This is a genomic window from Dietzia sp. IBK-p2-16D, assembly GCF_057773085.1.
On sequence record NZ_JBYMTL010000002.1, the window covers coordinates 245,048 to 263,852 of the forward strand.

At 71.3% G+C, this 18,805-nt stretch carries 18 protein-coding genes; 8 read left to right on the plus strand and 10 right to left on the minus strand.

The annotated features are described in order from the left end of the window. Nucleotides 1-84 precede the first annotated feature (84 nt). The 3 genes from AC3DE3_RS05470 to AC3DE3_RS05480 all read left to right on the plus strand — a co-directional run bounded on the left by AC3DE3_RS05470 (nt 85) and on the right by AC3DE3_RS05480 (nt 3,119). A complete protein-coding gene (locus tag AC3DE3_RS05470; protein ID WP_488369261.1) occupies nt 85-762 on the plus strand; it encodes a potassium channel family protein in 678 nt (225 codons plus the stop codon). After that, nucleotides 759-2,204, plus strand: coding sequence for a protein adenylyltransferase SelO (locus AC3DE3_RS05475; RefSeq protein WP_488369262.1), 1,446 nt, complete (start codon nt 759-761; stop codon nt 2,202-2,204). The genes AC3DE3_RS05470 and AC3DE3_RS05475 overlap by 4 nt, the downstream gene beginning before the upstream one ends. A 138-nt stretch (nt 2,205-2,342) precedes the next feature. After that, nucleotides 2,343-3,119 (plus strand): hypothetical protein, encoded by a 777-nt coding sequence (locus AC3DE3_RS05480; protein WP_488369263.1) that lies wholly within the window; start codon nt 2,343-2,345, stop codon nt 3,117-3,119. A gap of 14 nt (nt 3,120-3,133) precedes the next feature. On the opposite strand, the gene AC3DE3_RS05485 is transcribed toward AC3DE3_RS05480, so the two are convergent. The 4 genes from AC3DE3_RS05485 to AC3DE3_RS05500 form a co-directional block, all read right to left on the minus strand. Continuing rightward, entirely contained in the window at nt 3,134-4,702 is a 1,569-nt protein-coding gene (locus AC3DE3_RS05485; protein WP_488369264.1) for an FAD-dependent oxidoreductase, read from the minus strand. Nucleotides 4,703-4,713: 11 nt separating this feature from the next. Continuing rightward, nucleotides 4,714-5,709, minus strand: coding sequence for an AurF N-oxygenase family protein (locus tag AC3DE3_RS05490; protein ID WP_488369265.1), 996 nt, complete (start codon nt 5,707-5,709; stop codon nt 4,714-4,716). A gap of 513 nt (nt 5,710-6,222) precedes the next feature. Then, a complete protein-coding gene (locus tag AC3DE3_RS05495) occupies nt 6,223-6,885 on the minus strand; it encodes a TetR/AcrR family transcriptional regulator (RefSeq protein ID WP_488369266.1) in 663 nt (220 codons plus the stop codon). Then, nucleotides 6,882-7,919, minus strand: a complete 1,038-nt coding sequence (locus tag AC3DE3_RS05500) for an AraC family transcriptional regulator (protein WP_488369267.1) — start codon at nt 7,917-7,919, stop codon at nt 6,882-6,884. Before AC3DE3_RS05500 ends, AC3DE3_RS05495 begins: the two co-directional genes overlap by 4 nt. Nucleotides 7,920-8,009: 90 nt before the next feature. On the opposite strand from AC3DE3_RS05500, the gene AC3DE3_RS05505 reads away from it, so the two are divergent. Together AC3DE3_RS05505 and AC3DE3_RS05510 are read left to right on the plus strand one after the other, a co-directional pair. Continuing rightward, nucleotides 8,010-9,605 carry a flavin-containing monooxygenase gene (locus AC3DE3_RS05505; RefSeq protein ID WP_488369268.1) on the plus strand — a complete coding sequence of 532 codons (1,596 nt, stop codon included), beginning with the start codon at nt 8,010-8,012 and terminating at the stop codon, nt 9,603-9,605. Then, nucleotides 9,602-10,435, plus strand: a complete 834-nt coding sequence (locus tag AC3DE3_RS05510; protein ID WP_488369269.1) for an SDR family NAD(P)-dependent oxidoreductase — start codon at nt 9,602-9,604, stop codon at nt 10,433-10,435. Before AC3DE3_RS05505 ends, AC3DE3_RS05510 begins: the two co-directional genes overlap by 4 nt. Before the next feature lie 34 nt (nt 10,436-10,469). Here the strand turns inward: AC3DE3_RS05510 and AC3DE3_RS05515 are convergent, their stop codons facing one another. The 3 genes from AC3DE3_RS05515 to AC3DE3_RS05525 are packed head-to-tail and all read right to left on the minus strand — an operon-like array spanning nt 10,470 to nt 14,226. Continuing rightward, nucleotides 10,470-11,561, minus strand: coding sequence for an ABC transporter ATP-binding protein (locus tag AC3DE3_RS05515; RefSeq protein ID WP_260485997.1), 1,092 nt, complete (start codon nt 11,559-11,561; stop codon nt 10,470-10,472). Next, nucleotides 11,554-13,134 carry an ABC transporter permease gene (locus AC3DE3_RS05520; protein WP_260489218.1) on the minus strand — a complete coding sequence of 527 codons (1,581 nt, stop codon included), beginning with the start codon at nt 13,132-13,134 and terminating at the stop codon, nt 11,554-11,556. The genes AC3DE3_RS05515 and AC3DE3_RS05520 overlap by 8 nt, the downstream gene beginning before the upstream one ends. A gap of 48 nt (nt 13,135-13,182) precedes the next feature. Then, the gene (locus tag AC3DE3_RS05525; protein WP_488369270.1) at nt 13,183-14,226 is read right to left on the minus strand and encodes an ABC transporter substrate-binding protein; all 1,044 of its coding nucleotides are present in this window, start codon (nt 14,224-14,226) and stop codon (nt 13,183-13,185) included. A 150-nt stretch (nt 14,227-14,376) separates the two neighbouring features. Here AC3DE3_RS05525 and AC3DE3_RS05530 point away from each other — a divergent pair, with 150 nt between their 5' ends. Beyond that, nucleotides 14,377-14,841 carry an SRPBCC family protein gene (locus tag AC3DE3_RS05530; protein ID WP_488369271.1) on the plus strand — a complete coding sequence of 155 codons (465 nt, stop codon included), beginning with the start codon at nt 14,377-14,379 and terminating at the stop codon, nt 14,839-14,841. A gap of 104 nt (nt 14,842-14,945) precedes the next feature. Here AC3DE3_RS05530 and AC3DE3_RS05535 read toward each other — a convergent pair whose 3' ends face one another. Beyond that, the gene (locus AC3DE3_RS05535; protein ID WP_488369272.1) at nt 14,946-15,155 is read right to left on the minus strand and encodes a hypervirulence associated TUDOR domain-containing protein; all 210 of its coding nucleotides are present in this window, start codon (nt 15,153-15,155) and stop codon (nt 14,946-14,948) included. Nucleotides 15,156-15,207: 52 nt separating this feature from the next. Then, the gene (locus AC3DE3_RS05540) at nt 15,208-16,086 is read right to left on the minus strand and encodes an alpha/beta fold hydrolase (protein WP_488369273.1); all 879 of its coding nucleotides are present in this window, start codon (nt 16,084-16,086) and stop codon (nt 15,208-15,210) included. A gap of 270 nt (nt 16,087-16,356) precedes the next feature. Between AC3DE3_RS05540 and AC3DE3_RS05545 the strand changes: the two genes are divergently transcribed. Then, on the plus strand, nt 16,357-16,698 hold the full coding sequence (locus tag AC3DE3_RS05545; protein ID WP_312027409.1) for a transglycosylase family protein: 342 nt from the start codon (nt 16,357-16,359) through the stop codon (nt 16,696-16,698). A 127-nt stretch (nt 16,699-16,825) separates the two neighbouring features. Further along, nucleotides 16,826-18,166, plus strand: coding sequence for an MFS transporter (locus AC3DE3_RS05550; RefSeq protein WP_488369274.1), 1,341 nt, complete (start codon nt 16,826-16,828; stop codon nt 18,164-18,166). On the opposite strand, the gene AC3DE3_RS05555 is transcribed toward AC3DE3_RS05550, so the two are convergent. Next, a complete protein-coding gene (locus AC3DE3_RS05555) occupies nt 18,163-18,756 on the minus strand; it encodes a dihydrofolate reductase family protein (protein ID WP_488369275.1) in 594 nt (197 codons plus the stop codon). The two genes, AC3DE3_RS05550 and AC3DE3_RS05555, sit on opposite strands and share 4 nt — an antisense overlap. Nucleotides 18,757-18,805 lie beyond the last annotated feature (49 nt).

The window sequence follows — 18,805 nt, forward strand, 5'->3', positions numbered from 1 at the left end:
CGCGGCGATGGTGGTCGGGCAACCCGTGGGTCCGGTGGGAGCGGTCACCCGGGTCGTGATGGCGGGACGTGGCTTCTGTTCTTCGTGGACCTCGCCGTCCGGGTGGCGTTGGCGGAGCGTCGCGGACCCTGGTTGCTCAGACACTGGTACGACCTCGCGGTCCTCGTCCTGCCGGTCCTGCGACCGCTGCGACTTCTCCGGCTGGTGACCATGCTCGGGGGGATGAGGCGGTCGGCGGGCACGGAGGTACGCGGGCAGGCGATCACGTACGCCGCGGGGTGGGCGGTGGTGCTGCTGGTGGTGTCCTCGCTCGCGGCGTTGAACGCGGAACGTGGGGCGCCGGGCGCGACGATCGAGACCTGGGGTGAGGCTCTGTGGTGGGCGACCGTGACGGTGACCTCCGTGGGGTACGGCGATTACTCGCCGGTGACCCCGGTGGGCCGCGCGATCGCAGTGGGACTGATGTTCGGCGGGATCGCACTGCTGGCCGTGGTCACGGCGACGCTCGCCTCGTGGATCCTGGAGAGGGTAGCCGAACTCGATGGCGCCAAAGTCGGTGACGCCGAACTCGGTGACGCCGGAGAGGATCGGGCCGGACCCGGAGAAGTCGGCCCGGCGGCGACCCGGGCCCAGGTGACCGAGCTGGCCGAGGAGATCGCCGCGTTGCGACGCGAGCTGGCCGCGCGAGACGCCCGAGGCGCCCCGCCGGGTGATTTTCCACATGACCCGCCCGGCGGCTCGTCCGTATCGTCGGGTCCATGACCACGGACACCGCACGACCCCTCTCCCTCGGCTCCCGGTACGCGAGCGAGTTCCCCGAGCTGGGCGTGCCGTGGAAGGCCGCGGAGGCGACCGGGCCGCGCCTGCTCGTCCTCAACGAGGCACTGGCCGACGAGTTGGGCCTCGACGCCGATTACCTGCGCGGCGACGAGGGCGTGCGGGTGCTCACCGGCAACCACGTGCCGGACGGGGCCACGCCGGTCGCGCAGGCCTATGCCGGCCACCAGTTCGGCGGTTACTCGCCACGGCTCGGGGACGGACGGGCCCTGCTGCTGGGTGAGCTGCCCGACGGGCGTGACCTGCACCTCAAGGGCTCCGGCCGCACCCCGTTCGCCCGCGGCGGCGACGGATTGGCCGCGGTGGGTCCCATGTTGCGCGAATACGTCATCAGCGAGGCGATGCACGCGCTCGGCGTGCCCACCACCCGCTCGCTCGCCGTGGTGGCCACCGGCAACACCGTGTACCGCGAGGAGCCCCTGCCCGGCGCGGTGCTGGCCCGTGTCGCCGCGAGTCACCTGAGGGTGGGGACGTTCCAGTTCGCGCGATCGGTCGACGACGACGAGCTGCTGCGCCGACTGGCGGACCACGCAATCGCCCGGCATCACCCGCACGCCGCCACCGCGGAGAACCCGTACCTGGAGTTGTTCGCCTCCGTACTGCGCACTCAGGCGGAACTCGTGGCCCGCTGGATGCTGCTGGGGTTCATCCACGGCGTCATGAACACGGACAACACCACCATCTCGGGCGAGACCATCGACTACGGGCCGTGCGCCTTCATGGACGAGTTCGACCCGGCCACGGTCTTCAGCTCCATCGACACCGGCGGGCGCTACGCCTACGCCAACCAGCCGCCGGTGCTGCAGTGGAACCTCGCCCGGTTCGCCGAGACCCTCGTCCCGCTGGTCGACCCCGACCAGGACGAGGCGGTCCGCCTGCTCACCGAGGTGCTGGGCACGTTCCCCGCGCACTACCAGCAGGCGTGGACGGCCGGGATGCGCGCCAAGATCGGCCTCCCGGACGAGGTCGCGGACGCCGAGGCGACCGACCTCATCGACGAGCTGTCCCGGCTGCTCAGTGCGACGCGGGCCGACTACACGACGTTCTTCCGTGCCCTGGGGGCTGCCGCGGACGGGGACGACGATCCGGTGCGCGAGCTGGTCGGCGTCCTGGCCGAGGGCTGGCTGACGCGGTGGCGGGCCCTGGGGCCCGACCGGGGATCGATGGACCGGGTCAACCCGGTCTACATCCCCCGCAACCATCTCGTGGAGGAGGCCCTGGACGCGGCCACGGCAGGGGACATGGGGCCCGTGACGGAACTCCTCGTCGTCGTCACCGATCCGTTCGCCGAGCGGGCCGGTTACGAGCGCTACACGCGCCCCGCCCCGCCCGAGGCCGCGCCGCACGTCACCTACTGCGGAACCTGAGACGACTCCTCCAGCAGTACAAGCGTATTGATACGAAACATTTATCTTTCATCTCCCCCTTTTGTCAGCCGTTCATATGACACTGAAGTTGTCACATCAATCTTGCGGCTCCGGCGCAAGGCGGCTGGGGGGTCACACGTGCGGATACTCATCGCGGACAGCGACGGCGGATATCGCCAGACCTCGGCGATCCTCGGCAGGTTCGTCGAGGATCTGCTCGGCTTGACCGGTGCCCGGGAGGCCGTCCGTGTGCAGTGGCCGGCTCCGGGCGCGGTCGGGCGCCGTCGGTCACACACCTGGGAGTCCTCGGCCGCGGCGGGGGTGGCTGACCTCAACCGACTCGTGAGGCTCCATCCGTCCGACGACCTCGTGCTCATCGGCGCCTGCTGCGGGACCCGCGTGATCCACGACTGGATGGACGCGCATCCCGAGGATCTGGACCGGGTCGTGGCGGTGGGACTGGTCGCGGACCCGTTCCGACCGAGCGACCGCTGGCTCGTCGGAACGTCGGACCCGGGCGGGCAGGGCGTGGCGGGACTGCGACGAGGCCCGATCCCCGAACGCACGCACTGGCTGTCCGTGCCGGGCGACCCGCTGAGCGGGGTGCAGCCGACGAATCTGCTGCGCGGGGCGGTGAGGGACTCGACCCTGACACCCGCCCAGGTGTACGACGACCTGCTCGAGAACCTCCCCGACACCCGGACCAGGTTCGCCCTGCGGCTGCACGTCGTGAACAACCCGGCGCTGTGGTCACCGCATCTGCTCCGTCAGCTCGACGACGCCACCGACACCCTGACGACCTATCGCGACGCCGGGTACGCGGCGCGGTACGAGGCCGACGGCGACGGTGCCTCCCCGCTGGGTCGGCTCGCGCGGGTCATCGCGGACCGGGTCGCGCAGGAGCAGGCCGCCTGAGCGGTTCGGTACGCCTATACGGTCGCCGGGGCCGGGCGGCGGCTCCGGAGCAACTCCTCGAAACGCGCCGCCGGGCCCGGAGTGGGCAGACGACCCTCGTTCGCATCGGCGAGCAGGGCGTTGACCGTCTCGCGCGCGCACGTCTTGTTGGAGCCGATGAACCCGCGCGGGCCCCGCTTGATCCAACCCACCACGTACAGTCCGGGCAGCTCGCGCCCACCGACGCCGTCCAGTACGCGGCCACCGCGGTGCGGGATGGTCGAGGTCTCCGGGTCGAACGGCACCCCGGGCACCTCGACGCCCCGGTACCCCACCGAGCCCAACACCAGTCCCGCCGCGATGGTCTCCTCGGAGTCCGGACGGGGCACGGCGTGGACCCGGCCGTCGGCGCCTGTGGCGAGTTCCGTCCGCGCCACCCGCAGGCCCTCGGCACGAGAGGAGCCCGTGACCTCCAGGGGTGCGGTCCGGAACCGGAGGATGATCCGGCGGCGCGGGGGAGTCTGCGGGGGCCCGTCCGCGGTGTCGTGCGAACGGGCGGCGATCCGCGCGAGGTATTCCAGCTTCAGGCGGCCCTGGCGGGTGGTCGCGGCGGCCGGGTCGATGCCGCCGGGGGCGTCGATGCGCAGGTCGATGTCGTCACGGGCGGCCAGTCCGACCAGCTCGGGCAGGGTGAACGCCGCGTGCTCGGGGCCGCGGCGGCCGAGCACCACCACCTCGCGGACCCTGCTGCCGCGCAGCGCCTCCAGCGCGTGGCGTGCGATGGAGGTGCCGGCAAGCCGCTCCGGGTCGGTGGCCAGGATCCGGGCCACGTCCAGCGCCACGTTGCCGTTGCCGACGATCACCGCCCGCTCGTGATCCAACGGGACGTGGGCGTCGGCATGGTCGGGGTGATCGTTGTACCACCCCACGACCTGCGTTGCCGACGTGCTCCCGGGCAGGTCGACCCCCGGGATGTCCAGGGGTCGGTCCGTGCCCGCACCGGTCGCGTACACGACCGCGTGGTGGTGGGCCGCCAACTCCTCGGTGGTGACGTCCTCGCCGATGTTCACCCCGAGTCGGTAGGTGAAGCCGGGCTGGTCCTCGATCGCGGTGAACAGGTCCGCGACGGCGCGGGTGTCGGTGTGGTCGGGGGCCACCCCGTGCCGGGCGAGCCCGTGGGGGACGGGCAGACGGTCGAACACCGTCACCTCCACCCCGGGCTGGCGGAGCAGTTCGTCGGCCGCGTACAGCGCGGCCGGGCCGGCGCCCACCACGGCCACCCGGAGCGTCGTCCGCGTGGGGCCCAGGCGCACGAGCGTGGGCACCCGCGCCTGGGGCCTGGCCGGGCGGTCGGTCCCGGTCAGGGCCTCGTTGATGCCGAGGAAGTCCTGCTGTTCGGGGGCCAACGCGGTGTGCGGCATGATCGCGCCGACCGGGCACGCCCCCACGCAGGCGCCGCAGTCCACGCAGGACACCGGGTCGATGTAGAGCATCTCGGCGGTGGCGAAATCGGGCTCGTCGGGTGTCGGGTGGATGCAGTTGACCGGGCAGGCGTGGACGCACGAGGCGTCGGCGCAGCAGGCCTGCGTGATGACGTGGGGCATGGCGGGCGGGCCTAGACGCGGAACGCCACGGGCGGCTCGCCGCGGTACCGGGACGGGCGACCGTCGATCTTCAGCGCCTTCCACACCCGACGCGCGGCCGGGTTCATCAGGCCCGAGTCCTCGGCGAGCATGCGGACGTCCCCGAACAGGTCGGACAGGAACCGCTGCGACTCGGGGCTGTCCCAGTAGAGTTCCCGGACCACCTCGTCCGGGATGTCGAACGTCTCGCGGAACTCCTTGGTGGGCTTGAGGATCGCGTCGCACAACACCCGCATGATCACGGGGAAGAGCAGCGAGACCACGTACTTGTCGCCCCGGGAGAGCCGAGGGGCGTTGCGTGCGACGTAGGTGTGCGCGAACGAGATGTGCCGGGCCTCTTCCGCCACGTGGATCTCCATGATCCGCGAGAGCACCGGCGGGAGGGAGTCCGAGTTCCGCAGGACCTGCTTCTGCGTGTGGTCGATGGGCTCCTCGCCGGCGAGGACGCCGATGAAGAACGCGACGGGAAAGCGGCCGGCGGCCAGCGGGAGCACCGGCGAGAGACGGCGCATCCACCCGGGCATTCCCGGGACGTCCGCGCCGATCCGGTTGACGCCCTGCTGGAACATCTGGGTGTGGTGGCACTCCTCGGTGGCCTCGTGGGTGAGGTACCGGAACTCCTCCGAACCGTTGTCCGCCTTGAAGACGTACTGCATGATCCCGCGGATGAGGATGTTCTCGAACTGCAGGCCGACCTTCATGACGTTGGCCTGACGCCACAGGCCGATCGCGATCTGCTTCTCGAGCGGCAGGCTCTTGTACCAGGGATGACCGCCCAGGGGATCGATTCCGGCGGGCAGGACCCACCGCTCGTCGGTGGGGTCCACTTCGAAGTCGGGGTGGTCCCAGGGGATGTCCTTGAAGGGGTCGAAGCTGCGGTGAACCGAAGCGTGTGACAGCCGACGGAGCGTGTCCTCGTACTGTTCGCGACTCGCGGACGGGGCGGGTGCGGGGGCTGCAGCGGACATGATCATCCTTCCGGTCACCGGCCGGTGGGGCCGTGAGCGTGGATCCTCGGATGCGGATGAGACAGAGAGACATCCGCGATCTATCTGTCTCTGACGCTAGACATGGGGGTGCGTTTCGTCAAGCAGTCATGAGGGTCTGATCGGCTTCGCACACGCCCCGGCGGGGCTGCGCCCGTGGTTCGGCGCCGCGCTGGGACGGGCTTCGCCAGCTGGCGGTGCGCGGCGGGATTCTCCAGGGCTCGCGCCGATCCGCCCCTCTGATTTCCATCCACCCGCGGGCCCCCGCGCGCGCATGGAAATCAGAAGGGTGAATCGAAGTGGGCGGCGGAAACGGCGGGGGCGGATCGCATTCCGAGGGGCGGACCGGCGCAGGAGGCGGGGCCGGGATTCGCGGACGCGGACGCCGCCGGCGCTACGCGTCGGCGCCGGGACAGTTGTTCTCGCCGGCGCTGCTGCGGGCGCATTCGCCCTTGCTGGCGTTGGTGCTGCCGCGGACGTTGGCGTTGGCGCTGCTCAAGGACCTAATTGGTTGGCCGCGCCGCCGAGCAGTGGCCCGAGGTGGTTGCGCGCGAAGGCCCGGGAGACCTCCGGGTCGTCCAGATCGATGGTCGTCGACGGCGTGAGCACGAAGGACACGACCAGCCGGGCGGTCAGTTCCGCCACCACCAACACCTCCTGGTCGCTCCGCTCGTCAGGGGCGGCCCGCGAGATCTCCGCGGCGAGGAAGTGCGCGGCTGCGGTGATGAGGGGCGCGCCCTGCACGGTGAAGTGGGGGACGGTCGCCTCGGGCTCGGTCTCCAGGAGGCGGTTGAGCAGGTCGTGGTCGCGCAGCGCCTCGACGGTGAAGGCGAAGCCCTCGGTGAGTTTGTCCTCGATGGTCTCGTGGGCGTCGATCTCGCGCTGCAGGTCGGCGAGGAACCAGGCGGCCTCCCTGAGCAGGGTCGCCTCGACCAGTTCCTGCTTGTTCGCGAACCGCCGGTACAGCGTCATCCGTGCCAGGCCCGCGCGTCGCGTGATGTCGTTCATCGTGGACCGTGCGATGCCGACGCTCTCGAACTGGGCTGCCGCCGCGTCGAGGAGCTGCTCGCGGATCGGGTCGTCGATCACCGTGTCGTCCGGGAGTCCGCGCCCGGAACGCAGCATCGCCAGCGGATCGGACGCGGAGATGTCGCTCATGCTCGTGATTCTCCCACCCCTGGTGAGGTCGTGCGTCCGTGCCTGAACTCGCGCGCCGTCATCCCCCACCACCGTCGGGCGTACTGGCTGAACGTCGTGGCGTCCCCGAGTGCCAGGGCCGAGGCGATCTGGGAGAGCGGGATCTCGGTGGTGGTGAGCAGTCGCGCGGCGATGTCGCGGCGGGCCTCGTCCCGCAGGGTCGCGAAGCTCGTGCCCTCCCCGGCCAGCCCGCGCTGCAGCGTCCGCGGGGAGACGGAGAGCAGCCTGGCGACCTGCGGCAGCGACGAGGTGCCGGTGTCGAGGGACTGGTGCAACACCGTGCGGGTCCGCTCGGTCATGGTCCGCCGGTCCTCGGGCAGGTGCTGGTCCAGATACCGCAGTGCGAGCTGCTGGACCGCGTCGTCGCCGCCCGAGATGGGGCGGCCCAGCAGCGAGGAGGGCACGCGCAGCACCGCGGCGGGGGCCGACGGCGTGACCGGGGCGCCGAAGAGTGATTCGTACCGCGCGGCATCGGTGTTGAGCGGATTGGGCAACTCGACCGCCAGCAGGCCGTAGTCGCCGCCGAGCACGCTGCGCATGGCGCGATGGAGGAAGAGCAGGACGAGATCCACTGTCTGCGGAGGGATGAGCTGCCCGGGTTCCCGGTAGCCGAACCGCACCCCGAGGACGTCGGCCTCGTCGCGTGGATCGGGCACCACGGTGATCTCGATCGAGCGGGAGTGGAAGAACAGGTACTTCGAGGTCATCTCCAGTGCCTGGGTGGTGGTCCGCGCGTTCTTCACGGCCACGGCGACCGGGCCCAGCATGTCGAGATCCTGGTGCCCGGCCACGCGCAATCCCAGGTCCGGGCACCCGAGTTCCGCGGCAGCGGTCTCCAGCAGGAGGGCGATCGACAGGTCCTCCACCAGGATCTCGTCGCTGTCGAGGGCGCCGCCCGGCAACCCGGACCGGCGGGCCAGGTCATCGGGGTCACCGCCGAGTTCGGTGACCACCTGCCGGACCCCGCGCAGGCCGGCCGATCGGATGAACGCCATGGAGTCACCCTGCGGCACTTGGCGCGATAGAGCAACTTATTGGCGCATTCGAGCAAGACCGGGTCGCCGTGGGCGGATACCGTACCGGTCATGACTAGTTCCACGAATCGTCCGGAGGGCCCGGGCGCAGCACCCGGAGACCCGCTGGACCTGCTGATCGTCGGCGCGGGGCTGTCCGGCATCGACCTGGCCCACCACGTCCACCGCGCGTTCCCCGACTGGCGGTGGGAGATCCACGACGCCCACGACGACCTGGGTGGTACCTGGCACACCTTCCGCTACCCCGGCATCCGCTCGGACTCGGACATGGCGACCTTCGGGTTCCCGTTCCGGCCCTGGCCGCACGGATCGACCCTCGGCAGCGGCGCGGAGATCAAGGAGTACCTCCGCGACACCGCCCGCGAGGCCGGCGCGCTCGACCGCCTACACCTGCGCTCCTGGGTGGCCGACGCGGACTGGCGCAGCGATCACCAGCTGTACCGGGTCACCTGCGTCACCGATACCGGCGCGCGCACCGTGTGGGCCCGGCGCGTCCACTTCGGCTCCGGCTACTACTCGCACACCGAGGGGTTCCGTCCCGAGTTCCCCGGGGAGGCGGACTTCCGCGGCGAGATCATCCACCCGCAGCAGTGGCCCGACGACCTCGAGTACGACGGCCGGAAGTTCGTGGTGATCGGGTCGGGCGCGACGGCCGTGACGCTGGTCCCGGCGCTCGCCGAGCGAGGCGCGGACGTGACGATGCTCCAGCGCACCCCCAGCTACATCGGCCCGCTGCCGGAGAAGGACCTCATCAGCGCGGTGTGGCGGCGACTGCTCCCCGCGCCGTGGAGCTACCGGGCGGCGCGGCTCAACCACGGCGCGCGGGACACGGCCCAGTTCGTCATCGCCCAGCGGTTGCCCTGGCTGTTCAAGGCGGGCCTACGGCTCATGCAGCGGCGCTACATCTCCACCGAGCAGATCGACGAGCACTTCACCCCTCCGTACCGGCCGTGGGACCAGCGCGTCTGCAAGGCCCCCGACGGGGACATCTTCCAGGCCATCCGGCGTGGGGCCGCCCGGGTGGTGACCGGACACATCGACCGGTTCACCGACACCGGCATCCGCCTGCACTCGGGGGAGGAGATCGAGGCCGACGTCATCATCACCGCCACCGGCCTCAAGCTCGAGGCCTTCGGTGGCGGCACGCTGAGCATCGACGGCGAGGCTCTCGACGTCCCGTCGCTCGCGACCTACCGCGGCATGATGTTGGCGGGCGTGCCCAACTTCAGCTTCACGGTCGGCTACATCAACTCGTCCTGGACTCTGCGGGCCGACCTGGTCTCGCAATACATGGTGAAACTGTGGAAGACGGGCGAGTCGGTGTACGCGCCACGGCTGCCGGGCGAGCCCGCCGACCGGCTGCTGCTGGACTTCGACGCCGGCTACATCCAGCGTGACGGCCACAAGTTCCCCAAGCAGGGCACCGCCCGGCCGTGGCGGTACGTCCAGAACTTCCTGGTGGAGATCCCCGAGTTGGCTTTCGGTGACCAGCGCCGCGAGATGGCGTTCGGGGACCGCGTGGAGCTCACCGACGCACGCCGAGCCCGCGTTGATGACCGTTACGGCGCCGACCGCAGCGACGACGACCGCGACGACGACCGTGACCACGACGACCATGACCACGACGACGAGGTGGCCCGAGCATGATCCGATTTCTCCCACGGAAGAGCGCCGATCGGTCCGGGCGGGCAGTCGCCCCGGGCGGTGCCCGGCGAGTGTTCATCACCGGCGCCGCGTCGGGGCTGGGGCTGGCGCTGGCCACGGAGTACCTCGCGCTCGGTGACGAGGTGATCCTCACCGACGTGCACGCCGATCCCCCTCCCGCGGTGCAGGGGTTGCAGGGGCGGTGGACCTACCGCCGACTCGACGTGACCTCCGACGAGGACTGGCGGTCCGCCGCCGCGGAGATCGACTCGCTCGACATCCTCGTCAACAACGCCGGTATCGCGATCGGCGGTCCGCTCGAGTCCACGTCGATGGAGTCGTGGCGGCGGATCGTGGACATCAACCTGCTCGGCGTGGTGCGAGGCTGTCGGGCGCTCGCGCCCAAGCTGGGCCGGGGAGGCCGGCTGGTCATCACCGCCTCGGCCGCTGGTCTGGTGCACGCCCCGCAGATGGGCGCGTACAACGCGACCAAGGCCGCCGCGGTGGCGCTGGGGGAGACCCTCGACGCCGAGCTCCGGCCCCGCGGGGTGTCGACGTCGGTGATCTGCCCGCAGTTCTTCAAGTCCGGATTGGCGGACTCGCTGTCCGGTGAGGACGCGCGTGCGGACGAGATGGCACGCACGCTGCTGTCGCGGACGAGGTTGACGTCGGAGATCATCGCCCGGCGGTCGGTGCGCGGGATCGAGGCCCGGCGCGTGGTGATCACGCCCGACGCCCTGGCGACGTTCTTCTGGTACTCCAAGCGCTTCACGCGCGTGCCGTTCCTCGGCTCGACGCGGTTGATCGGCAAGGCGGTGGCACGCCGCCGCTGAGCGTCGACGGCCCCGCGGGCCGGAGGCGGCGGGCTCAGGCCCGCGGGTAGACGAACCCGCGGCTCACGTCGATCCCCACCGCCTCACCGACCCGCGTCGGCACGGCGCTGCCGACGGGAGCGAGGACCCGCAGCTCGATGTCCTCGTGCCGGCAGATGACGGTCCGACCGCTGCGACCGTAGAGCGAGGTGACGAACTCGGCTCCGATCCGGTCAGGCCAGGCCTCGACCCCTGCCGCGCCCCCGGCGCCGGGAGTGGACAGCGCGAGTCCGGCCGGCAGGAGGGCGAGCGTCGCGGGGCCCGTCACGGGCCCGGCGGGGCCGGCCAGCGCGTCCGAGCCGAGGGTGATCCCACCGGTATCGGAGCGGAACCCCTCGTCGGTGACCGTCCCGTCGACCAGCGTGGCGTCGTGCAGGAATCCTGCGACGAACGCGCTGTTCGGCGCCGCATCGAGCTGGTCGGGCACATCGCACTGGACCAGTCGGCCCTTGTGCAGGACGGCCACCTCGTCCCCGATCGCCAGGGCCTCGCCCCGGTCGTGGGTGACGTGGACCATCGTGAGGTCGTGCTCGGCCGCGAGCCGGCGGAGCATCAGCCGGAGCGACGCACGGAGGGGTTCGTCGAGTGCGGACAGGGCCTCGTCGAGGAGCAGGACGCCCGGCCGCGCGACGATCGCCCGTGCCAGCGACACCCGCTGGCGCTGACCGCCGGACAGGGTGTCGGGCCGGCGGCGGGCGAAGTCGCCCAGCTCGACGGTCTCGAGCGCGTCCGCCACCAGCTTCCGCCGGCGGGCGGCCGGCACCTTCGCCCGGCGCAGGGGGTAGGCGACGTTGTCCTCCACGCTGAGGTGGGGCCACACGGCGTGGTGCTGGAAGACCATACCGAGGCCCCGCTGTTCGGGTGGGAGGTGGACCCCGTCTCCGACCAGGGTCCGGTCCCCGACGCGGATCGTCCCCTCCGAGGGGCGTTCGAATCCGGCGATGGCGCGCAGGAACGTGGACTTGCCGGATCCGGACGGACCGACGAGCGCGAGGATCCTGCCGGAGTGGACCTCCACGTCGAGGTTGTCGAGCGCGACGGTGTCGCCGAAGCGGACGCCGACGCCGTGGGCGACGAGGTTAGGCACGGATACTCCCGGTTGCGGATTCGGACCCGGTGGCGGGTCGGCTGTAGCGGGCGCCGAAGGCGGCCAGGACGAGCAGGCCCACCACCATGAGCACCGCGGACAGGGCGGAGGAGGCGTTGTAGTCGCCCGCCCGCTGGTACTGGAAGATCACCACGCCGAGGGTCTGGGTGCCGGGCGCGACGAGCAGCACCGAGAGCGTCAGCTCGCGGACCGCGGTCACCGCGACCATGATCATGCCGATCCCGACGGACGGCAACGCCAGACGGACGCTGGTGTCGAGTCGGGAGCGCAACGCCGTGGCCCCACCGATCCGCGCGGCCTCCTCCATCGACGAGTGGATCCCCGCGAGCGGCCCGCGGACGGTCTGGACGACGATCGCGGTGAACGCCGTGACGTACGCCCCGAGGATGACCCAGCGGGTGTTGAACAGCCCGGTGTAGCGGCCGAGGATCAGCCACCCGGTGGCGATCACGAGGCCCGGGACGGCCTGCGGCAGCAGTACCGACAGGAGCATCGGCTCCCGGTCCCGACCGGACAACCGCGTGGTGAACAACGCGACGAGCAGGCCGAGGACGCCGCACACCAGGGCCGCACCGAGCGCGAGCACCACCGAGTTGGTCACGCCGTCGACCGTGGTGGACGCGGTGAGTGCGCGGCGGAAGTTGTCCAGGGTCGCGGTCTCGAGGGTGAGCGGGACCCCCGGGGCCGGCAGGAGCGCCCGGACAGCCAGTCCGACGAGCGGGGCGAGGGTCACGACGACGCCGGTGACCCACGCGATGAGGCCGAGCGGGACCCGCGCCCGGCCGAGGGCCTGGGGATCGGCGGGCCGTCCGGTGCCCCCGAACTCCACGGAGCCCTTGGTGACCTGACGGTCGAGGAGGGTGCCGAGGACACCGAGCAGGAGCAGCACGATCCCGATCTGGGAGACGGTCTGCAGTGGTGAGGCGACGGACCCGGACTCGAGGAACCGGTAGACCATCGTGGAGAGCGTCTCGTACCCGGCCGGCAGGCCGACGATGACGGGGATCCCGAAGTCGCCGATCCCGCTGACGAAGGTCAGGGTGAACGCCGCCGCCATGGCCGGGCGGATCAGCGGGAGGGTGATGTCGAACTGGGTCCGCGACGGCGTCGCGCCGGAGAGACGGCTCGCCTCCTCCAGTTCGGCCGGGATCCTCCGCAGCGCCGCGGCCACCACGAAGTACGCCATCGGGTAGGCGTGCAGGGTGAGGAGGAAGACCACGCCGGGGCCACCGTAGAAGTTCCACGGGGAGAACCCGAACATCCGGTCCACCAGGCCGCCGTCGGTGAGCAGGCCGCTCCACGCGATGGCGCCGATGAAGGGAGGGATGAACAGCGGGGTGAGCAGCAGCAGCCGGAGCGCACCCCGCCCGGGCAGGTCGGTGCGGTCGAGCAGGAACGCCATCAGCGTGCCGATGATCACGGCCCCGATCGCCGAGAGGGCGGAGCTGACGAGGCTGTTGGCGGTCGCGCGCAGGAGGCCCTGTTCGATGAGTTCTGGCAGATGGTTGGCCCCCAGCCCCAGTGAGATGACCAGGGCCAGGGGCAGGACCATGACGCCCGCGAGGGACGCCCACAGTGCCAGCCGGAGCGGGAGCGTCACCTACCGGACGGCGGCGTTGAAGGCGGCCACGGCCTGGTCACGGGAGGCGGCGATCGCCTCGAGGTCCTGGTCGAATAGCGTGAGGTCGGTGAGCGACGGCGCGCCCTCCGGGGTGCCGGCGTCATCGCGGACGGGCAGGTAGTTCTGCTCCACGGCGATCTCCTGCCCCTTCTTGGAGACGATGAAGTCCAGGAAGAGCCTGGCGGCCTCGGGGTTCGGGGCGTCCGCGAAGATCGCACCGGGCTGGGTGATGTACGGGACGCCCTCGCTCGGGTAGCTCACGGCGATGGGCGAGCCCTGCGCGGCGAGGTCGCGGACCAGGTAGTCCACCACGATGCCGACGGGCCTGGATCCCTCGGCGACGGCCTGGGAGACGGGGCCGTTCGACTCGGCGACCTGCGGGTTGTTTGCCCCGAGCCGGTTGATCCACTCCTCGCCGAGGTCGGGCTGCAGGCTCCACGCGGCGGCGTTGAACGCGGCGGCGCCGGAGACGTCCGGGTTGGGCAGGATGATCCGGTCGAGGTACTCCGGCTCGGCCAGTTCCGCCCACGACGTGGGTGGCTCCGTGACGTCGCCCGTGTTGTAGGCGATCACGGTGGGGATGATGCGGGTGCCGACGTAGAACCCGTCCGGGTCGACGGCGACATCCTCGATGGCGTCGGCCTCGCTCGGCTCGAACTCCCGGAAGAGGTCTTGGTCCTTGTAGTCCTCGAAGGTCGGGACATCGGCGGCGAGCAGGATGTCGGCGGCCACGGCGCCCGTGCTCCGCTCCGCCTCGATCCGGGCCTTGAGATCGCCGGTCCCCGCGCGGAAGACCTTCACCTCGATGTCCGGCTGCTCCTCGTTGAACGCGGAGATGATCTCGTCGATCTTGGCCTGCGGCTCCGAGGTGTACAGGGTGACCTCCCCGGACGCCGCCGTGGACTCGGACGCCTCGCCGGATCCCGTGGTGGTGGGCTCGGAGCAGCCCGTCAATCCGAGGGCGCCGACCGCGAACACCGCGACAGACGCCAGGACAGCCCGACGACCAACAGACCTCGACACAGCGACCACTCCACTCTATGAACTGAGAACCAATACCCCATCCTGGCACCCGAGTCAGTCGGACCAGGGCGATCGGGATGAACCCACGGTGAATTCGGAGCGGGGCCCCGACCGGATGCGTTCCGGCGCCGCGGGGTGCACGGTGGGGTCATGAGCGAATCCACTGCCATCACCGTCGAGCGAGTGATCGACCACTCGGCGGACGAGATCTTCCAGTTCCTGTCCAATCCGGAGAACCACGCCCGCCTCGACGGGTCGGGCTTCGTCCGGGGGGACTACAAGTCGGACCGGATCCAGCAGGTCGGCGACGTCTTCTCCATGGACATGGAGGGCGAGCACATGGGCGGCGAGTACCGGACCGACAACCACGTCACCGGCTTCGCCAAGGACAAGCTGCTGGCCTGGCAGACCGCGCCCGCGGGCACCGACCCCAAGGGCTGGGAGTGGGTCTGGGAGCTCGAGCCGCAGGGCCCGGACTCCACGCTGGTCCGTCACACCTACGACTGGACCAAGGTGACGGACAAGGACGTGCTGAAGAAGGTGTCGTTCCCGCTGGTGTCGGAGAAGCAGCTCGAGGACTCGCTGGGCAATCTCGCCTCCGCCGTCTCCGGCTGACCCGCCCGGGCTCGCCGACCACCTGACCTGTCGGATTCCGCGTGACGCGCGGGACCCCACAGGTCAGGCGCATTCTGATGGGTCAGTTGTGCGGCCGCGCGCCGTCAGTCGATCTTTTGCAGCGCCGAGCCCTTGTGCATGGCCAGGTGACCGGTCTTGTCGCTCTCGATCTCGTACTGCGGCTCCTCGGTGCTGCAACGCCGCATGCGCCCCTTGAACTCGACGTCCTCGGTGTGGATCTCGCGGATCACGCCGCGCACCATCCCGGCCTCGGAGTTCCACTCGACGTGGTCGCCCTTCCTGAAATCACTCATGGGGCCAGTATGTTGGCCGCGCGGCGGGCGTGCACCCACAATCACTGCGAGGTCACGCGGATGCGGTCAGCGCCCGCAGCATCTCGTCCCAATGGGCCAGCGGCAGCAGATGCCCCTCGCCGGCGTAGACCGTCAGGTGGGCCGAGCCCAGATGCGAGGCGAGCCATCGCCCGTGTCCGGGTGGGGCCATCTCGTCGTCGTCGCCGTACCAGAGCAGTACCGGCGCGGCGACGTCCTCGACCCGGAAACCCCAGGGCCCCACGAACGCCACGTTGTCCCACGCGATCGCGTCGGCGCCCCGGCGCAGCGCCTCGCGGAAGTTGACGAACAGGGCCCGCCGGGCGTCGGGGTCCACGACCACGGCCGGGTCGCTGGCCGCGAACATCCAGTCGACCCAGGGCGCCGCCTCGTCGTCTCGGACCGAGAGCATCGCGTCGAGGAAGGCGGCGTTACCGTCCCGGAACACCTCCGCCGCCCGGGCCGGGTCGCCGGGGAGGTGGGACAGCGCGTCGAGGTCATTCGGGGTGAGCGACTCGCGGGCACCCGGCCGCCCCTCGTACGGCGCGAGGCCGCCGGCGACCCCGACCCGCAGCACACGCCCCGGGAGCGCGGCCGCCGTGGCCAGCGCGAACGCCCCGCCGCCCGACCACGCCGACACGGCGAACGTGCCCAGGCCCAGGTGGTCGGCGATCGCCTCGACGTCCCTCGACACGCCCGCCAGGCTGATCGGCCCCGCGTCCGACCGGCCGTACCCGGGGCGGTCGAACCCGATCACCCGGACGCCGGCCCGCTCGGCGAGCCCGGCCCCGAACACCGTCTCCAGCCGCGACCCCGGGGTGCCGTGGAAGTGGATCAGCGGCACGCCGGACGGGTCACCGCACTCGTGCACGGCCACGGTGCGTCCGTCGATGTGCACCCGGTGTTCGGTCATGGAGCCGACTCTAGGCGGGTCGACGACGACGAGGTGAGCCATCTCACGCGCCCGATCCCGCCACCACGGGATCTGCCGAACCGGCGCGATGACCTGCCACGATGCGGTCCCGGCCCACCCGGAGCGGCGCCCCGGCACCGGCCCCGGACCCGCGGAGGGGTTGCGAGGGCCCACCGGTCGGTTCGTAGTGTCGGCCGCTGTCCGACGACATAGTCGAAGACGCCCTGCGGCGTCCATGCACGACACGAGACCTTGAGGAGGTCACGAGGGATGCAGAAGAAGCTCGTTCGAACCCTGACCGGCGCGATCATGGCCGGCGGTATCGCCGCCGGGGGCGCGTCACTCGCCGCCCCGGCCGCGAACGCGGCCACGCCGAGCGCCTGGGACCAGGTCGCGCAGTGTGAGTCCGGTGGCGACTGGCACATCAACACCGGCAACGGCTACTACGGCGGCCTGCAGTTCGCGGCCCAGACGTGGAGCGGGTACGGCGGCGGCGAGTACGCCGCGACGGCCGACCAGGCCTCCCGCGAGCAGCAGATCGAGATCGGCGAGCGCGTGCTCGCCGGCCAGGGCGCGGGTGCCTGGCCGAACTGCGGCGGCCCGCTCGCCTGATCCGGGCGGACGCGCAGACGGAGCACACGACCGGCGCCGGGGTGATCCCCCGGCGCCGGTCGTCGTCTGCCCGGGCCTGGGAGGTGGCCCGAGTGCCGCGGGCGGCGTGCCGCTACTCTCCTGAACGGTGACCACCGCCGACCGCTTCTACTCCCGCCTCGTCACCCGCGACGCCGACTCGGAGCACGACCTGCCCGACGCCGTCCGCCGCGAACTCCCGCGCAACGGGCTGCGGCTCGTCGCCGCCAATACGCTGCAGTCCTCGGGCGATCAGACGGTCAACGCGTCGACGGTGTTGCCGTGGTTGTTCCACGTGATCGGCGTGCCGGCGGCGTTCGTGGGTCTGCTGGTGCCGATCCGTGAGTCCGGGTCGATGCTGCCGCAGGCGTTCCTCACCCCGCTGGTCGTGCGGGTGCGTCGCCGGAAGTGGGTCTTCGTCACGGGCGCCCTGGTGCAGGCGGTGTCGGTGGCGGTGATGGCCGCGATCGCCGCGCTCGGACACGGGACGGCGGCGGGCGCCGGGATCCTGGCCGCGCTCGTGGTGTTCTCCCTGGGCCGGTGTCTGTGCTCGATCGCGTCGAAGGACGTGCAGGGCCGCACCATCCCGTCGGGGGAGCGCGGTCAGATCATCGGGCTGGCCACGTCCGCGGCGGGGCTGGTCGCGATCACGCTCGGCCTGGCGATCCGGATCCTCGGCGGCGGCGATCTGGACAGCACCGAGTTGGCGCTGCTGCTGGTCGCGGGTGCGGTGCTGTGGGCGCTCTCGGCGTCGACGTACTCCCGGGTGGTCGAACCGGCCGGCGAGCCGGGGCCCCGCGGGGACGCCGAGGGCGGCGACGGGTCGTCCTCGTGGTTCGCGGATGCGGCCCGCCTGTTCCGCGAGGACGCCACGTTCCGCAGGTTCGTCACCGTCCGTGGCCTGCTGCTGGTGTCGTCGCTGAGCCCGCCGTTCATCGTGTCCATGTCGGTCGCGGCGGGCACCGGCGCGCTGACCGGGCTGGGCGGGTTCATCCTCGCCTCCGGAGTGGCGTCGCTGATCGGGGGGCGCATCTTCGGGCGGCTGGCGGACCGGTCGAGCCGACTGCTCATGGCGGGCGCGGCCACGGCGGCGTCGGTCGTGGCGGTCGCCCTGGTGCTCGCGGTCGCGCTCCCGGGCTTCGATGGCGGGTCCGCGCTCGGGGCGACGGTCTTCGTCGGTGCCTACTTCCTGCTCACGCTCCTGCACTCCGGTGTCCGCGTCGGCCGCAAGACCTACGTCGTGGACGTGGCCGAGGGCGACCTGCGGACGACGTACGTGGCGGTGGGGAACACGGCCATGGGGGTCATCCTGCTGGTGGTGGGCGGGATCAGTTCGGCGCTCGCCGTCATCGGCGTGCAGTGGGCGCTGGTCTTCCTCGCGGTGCTCGGGGTGATCGGCGCGGTGTCGGCGGTGACGATGCCCGAGGTGTCCCGCGGCGCGGCCCGCTAGCCCTCGACGTCCGGGTCGGAGCCGACCACGTCGTAGATCAGCTTCTGCACGCCGTTGGGGTACGCCTGGCTCTCGATCAACGCCAGCTTCTGCCTGGGCTTGTCGGTGTCGCTCCACATGCGTTTGCCGGCGCCGAGGACGAACGGGAACACCAGCAGGTGATAGCGGTCGATGAGCCCGGCGTCGGAGAGGTTCCGGGCCAGTGTCGCCGATCCGTGTACCAGGATCGGCGCACCCTCGGCCTGCTTGAGGGCCGCCACCTCGTCGAGGCCGCGCAGGATCGTCGTCGTCCCCCATCCCTCCACGAGGTCGCCCTCGGCCAACGTCGTGGACACCACGTACTTCGGCATGGCGTTGTAGCGGGGGAACTCGTCGGTCATCTGCGGCCACACGGCGGAGAACGCCTGGTAGCTGACCCGGCCGAGCAGCATCGCCCCGGCCTCGTCCTGCTCGCTGGCCTTGAGGCTGTAGACGTCCTCGTCGAAGTCCACTGCGAACGACCACCCGGTGTTGCGGTACCCGGGCTCGCCGCCGGGGGCCTCCACGACGCCGTCGAGGGAGACGAATGCGGTGTAGATCAACTGGCTCACGGCGGACTCCTCACGCGGGTCTGCCAGAGTACGCCCGCACGCGGCGCCT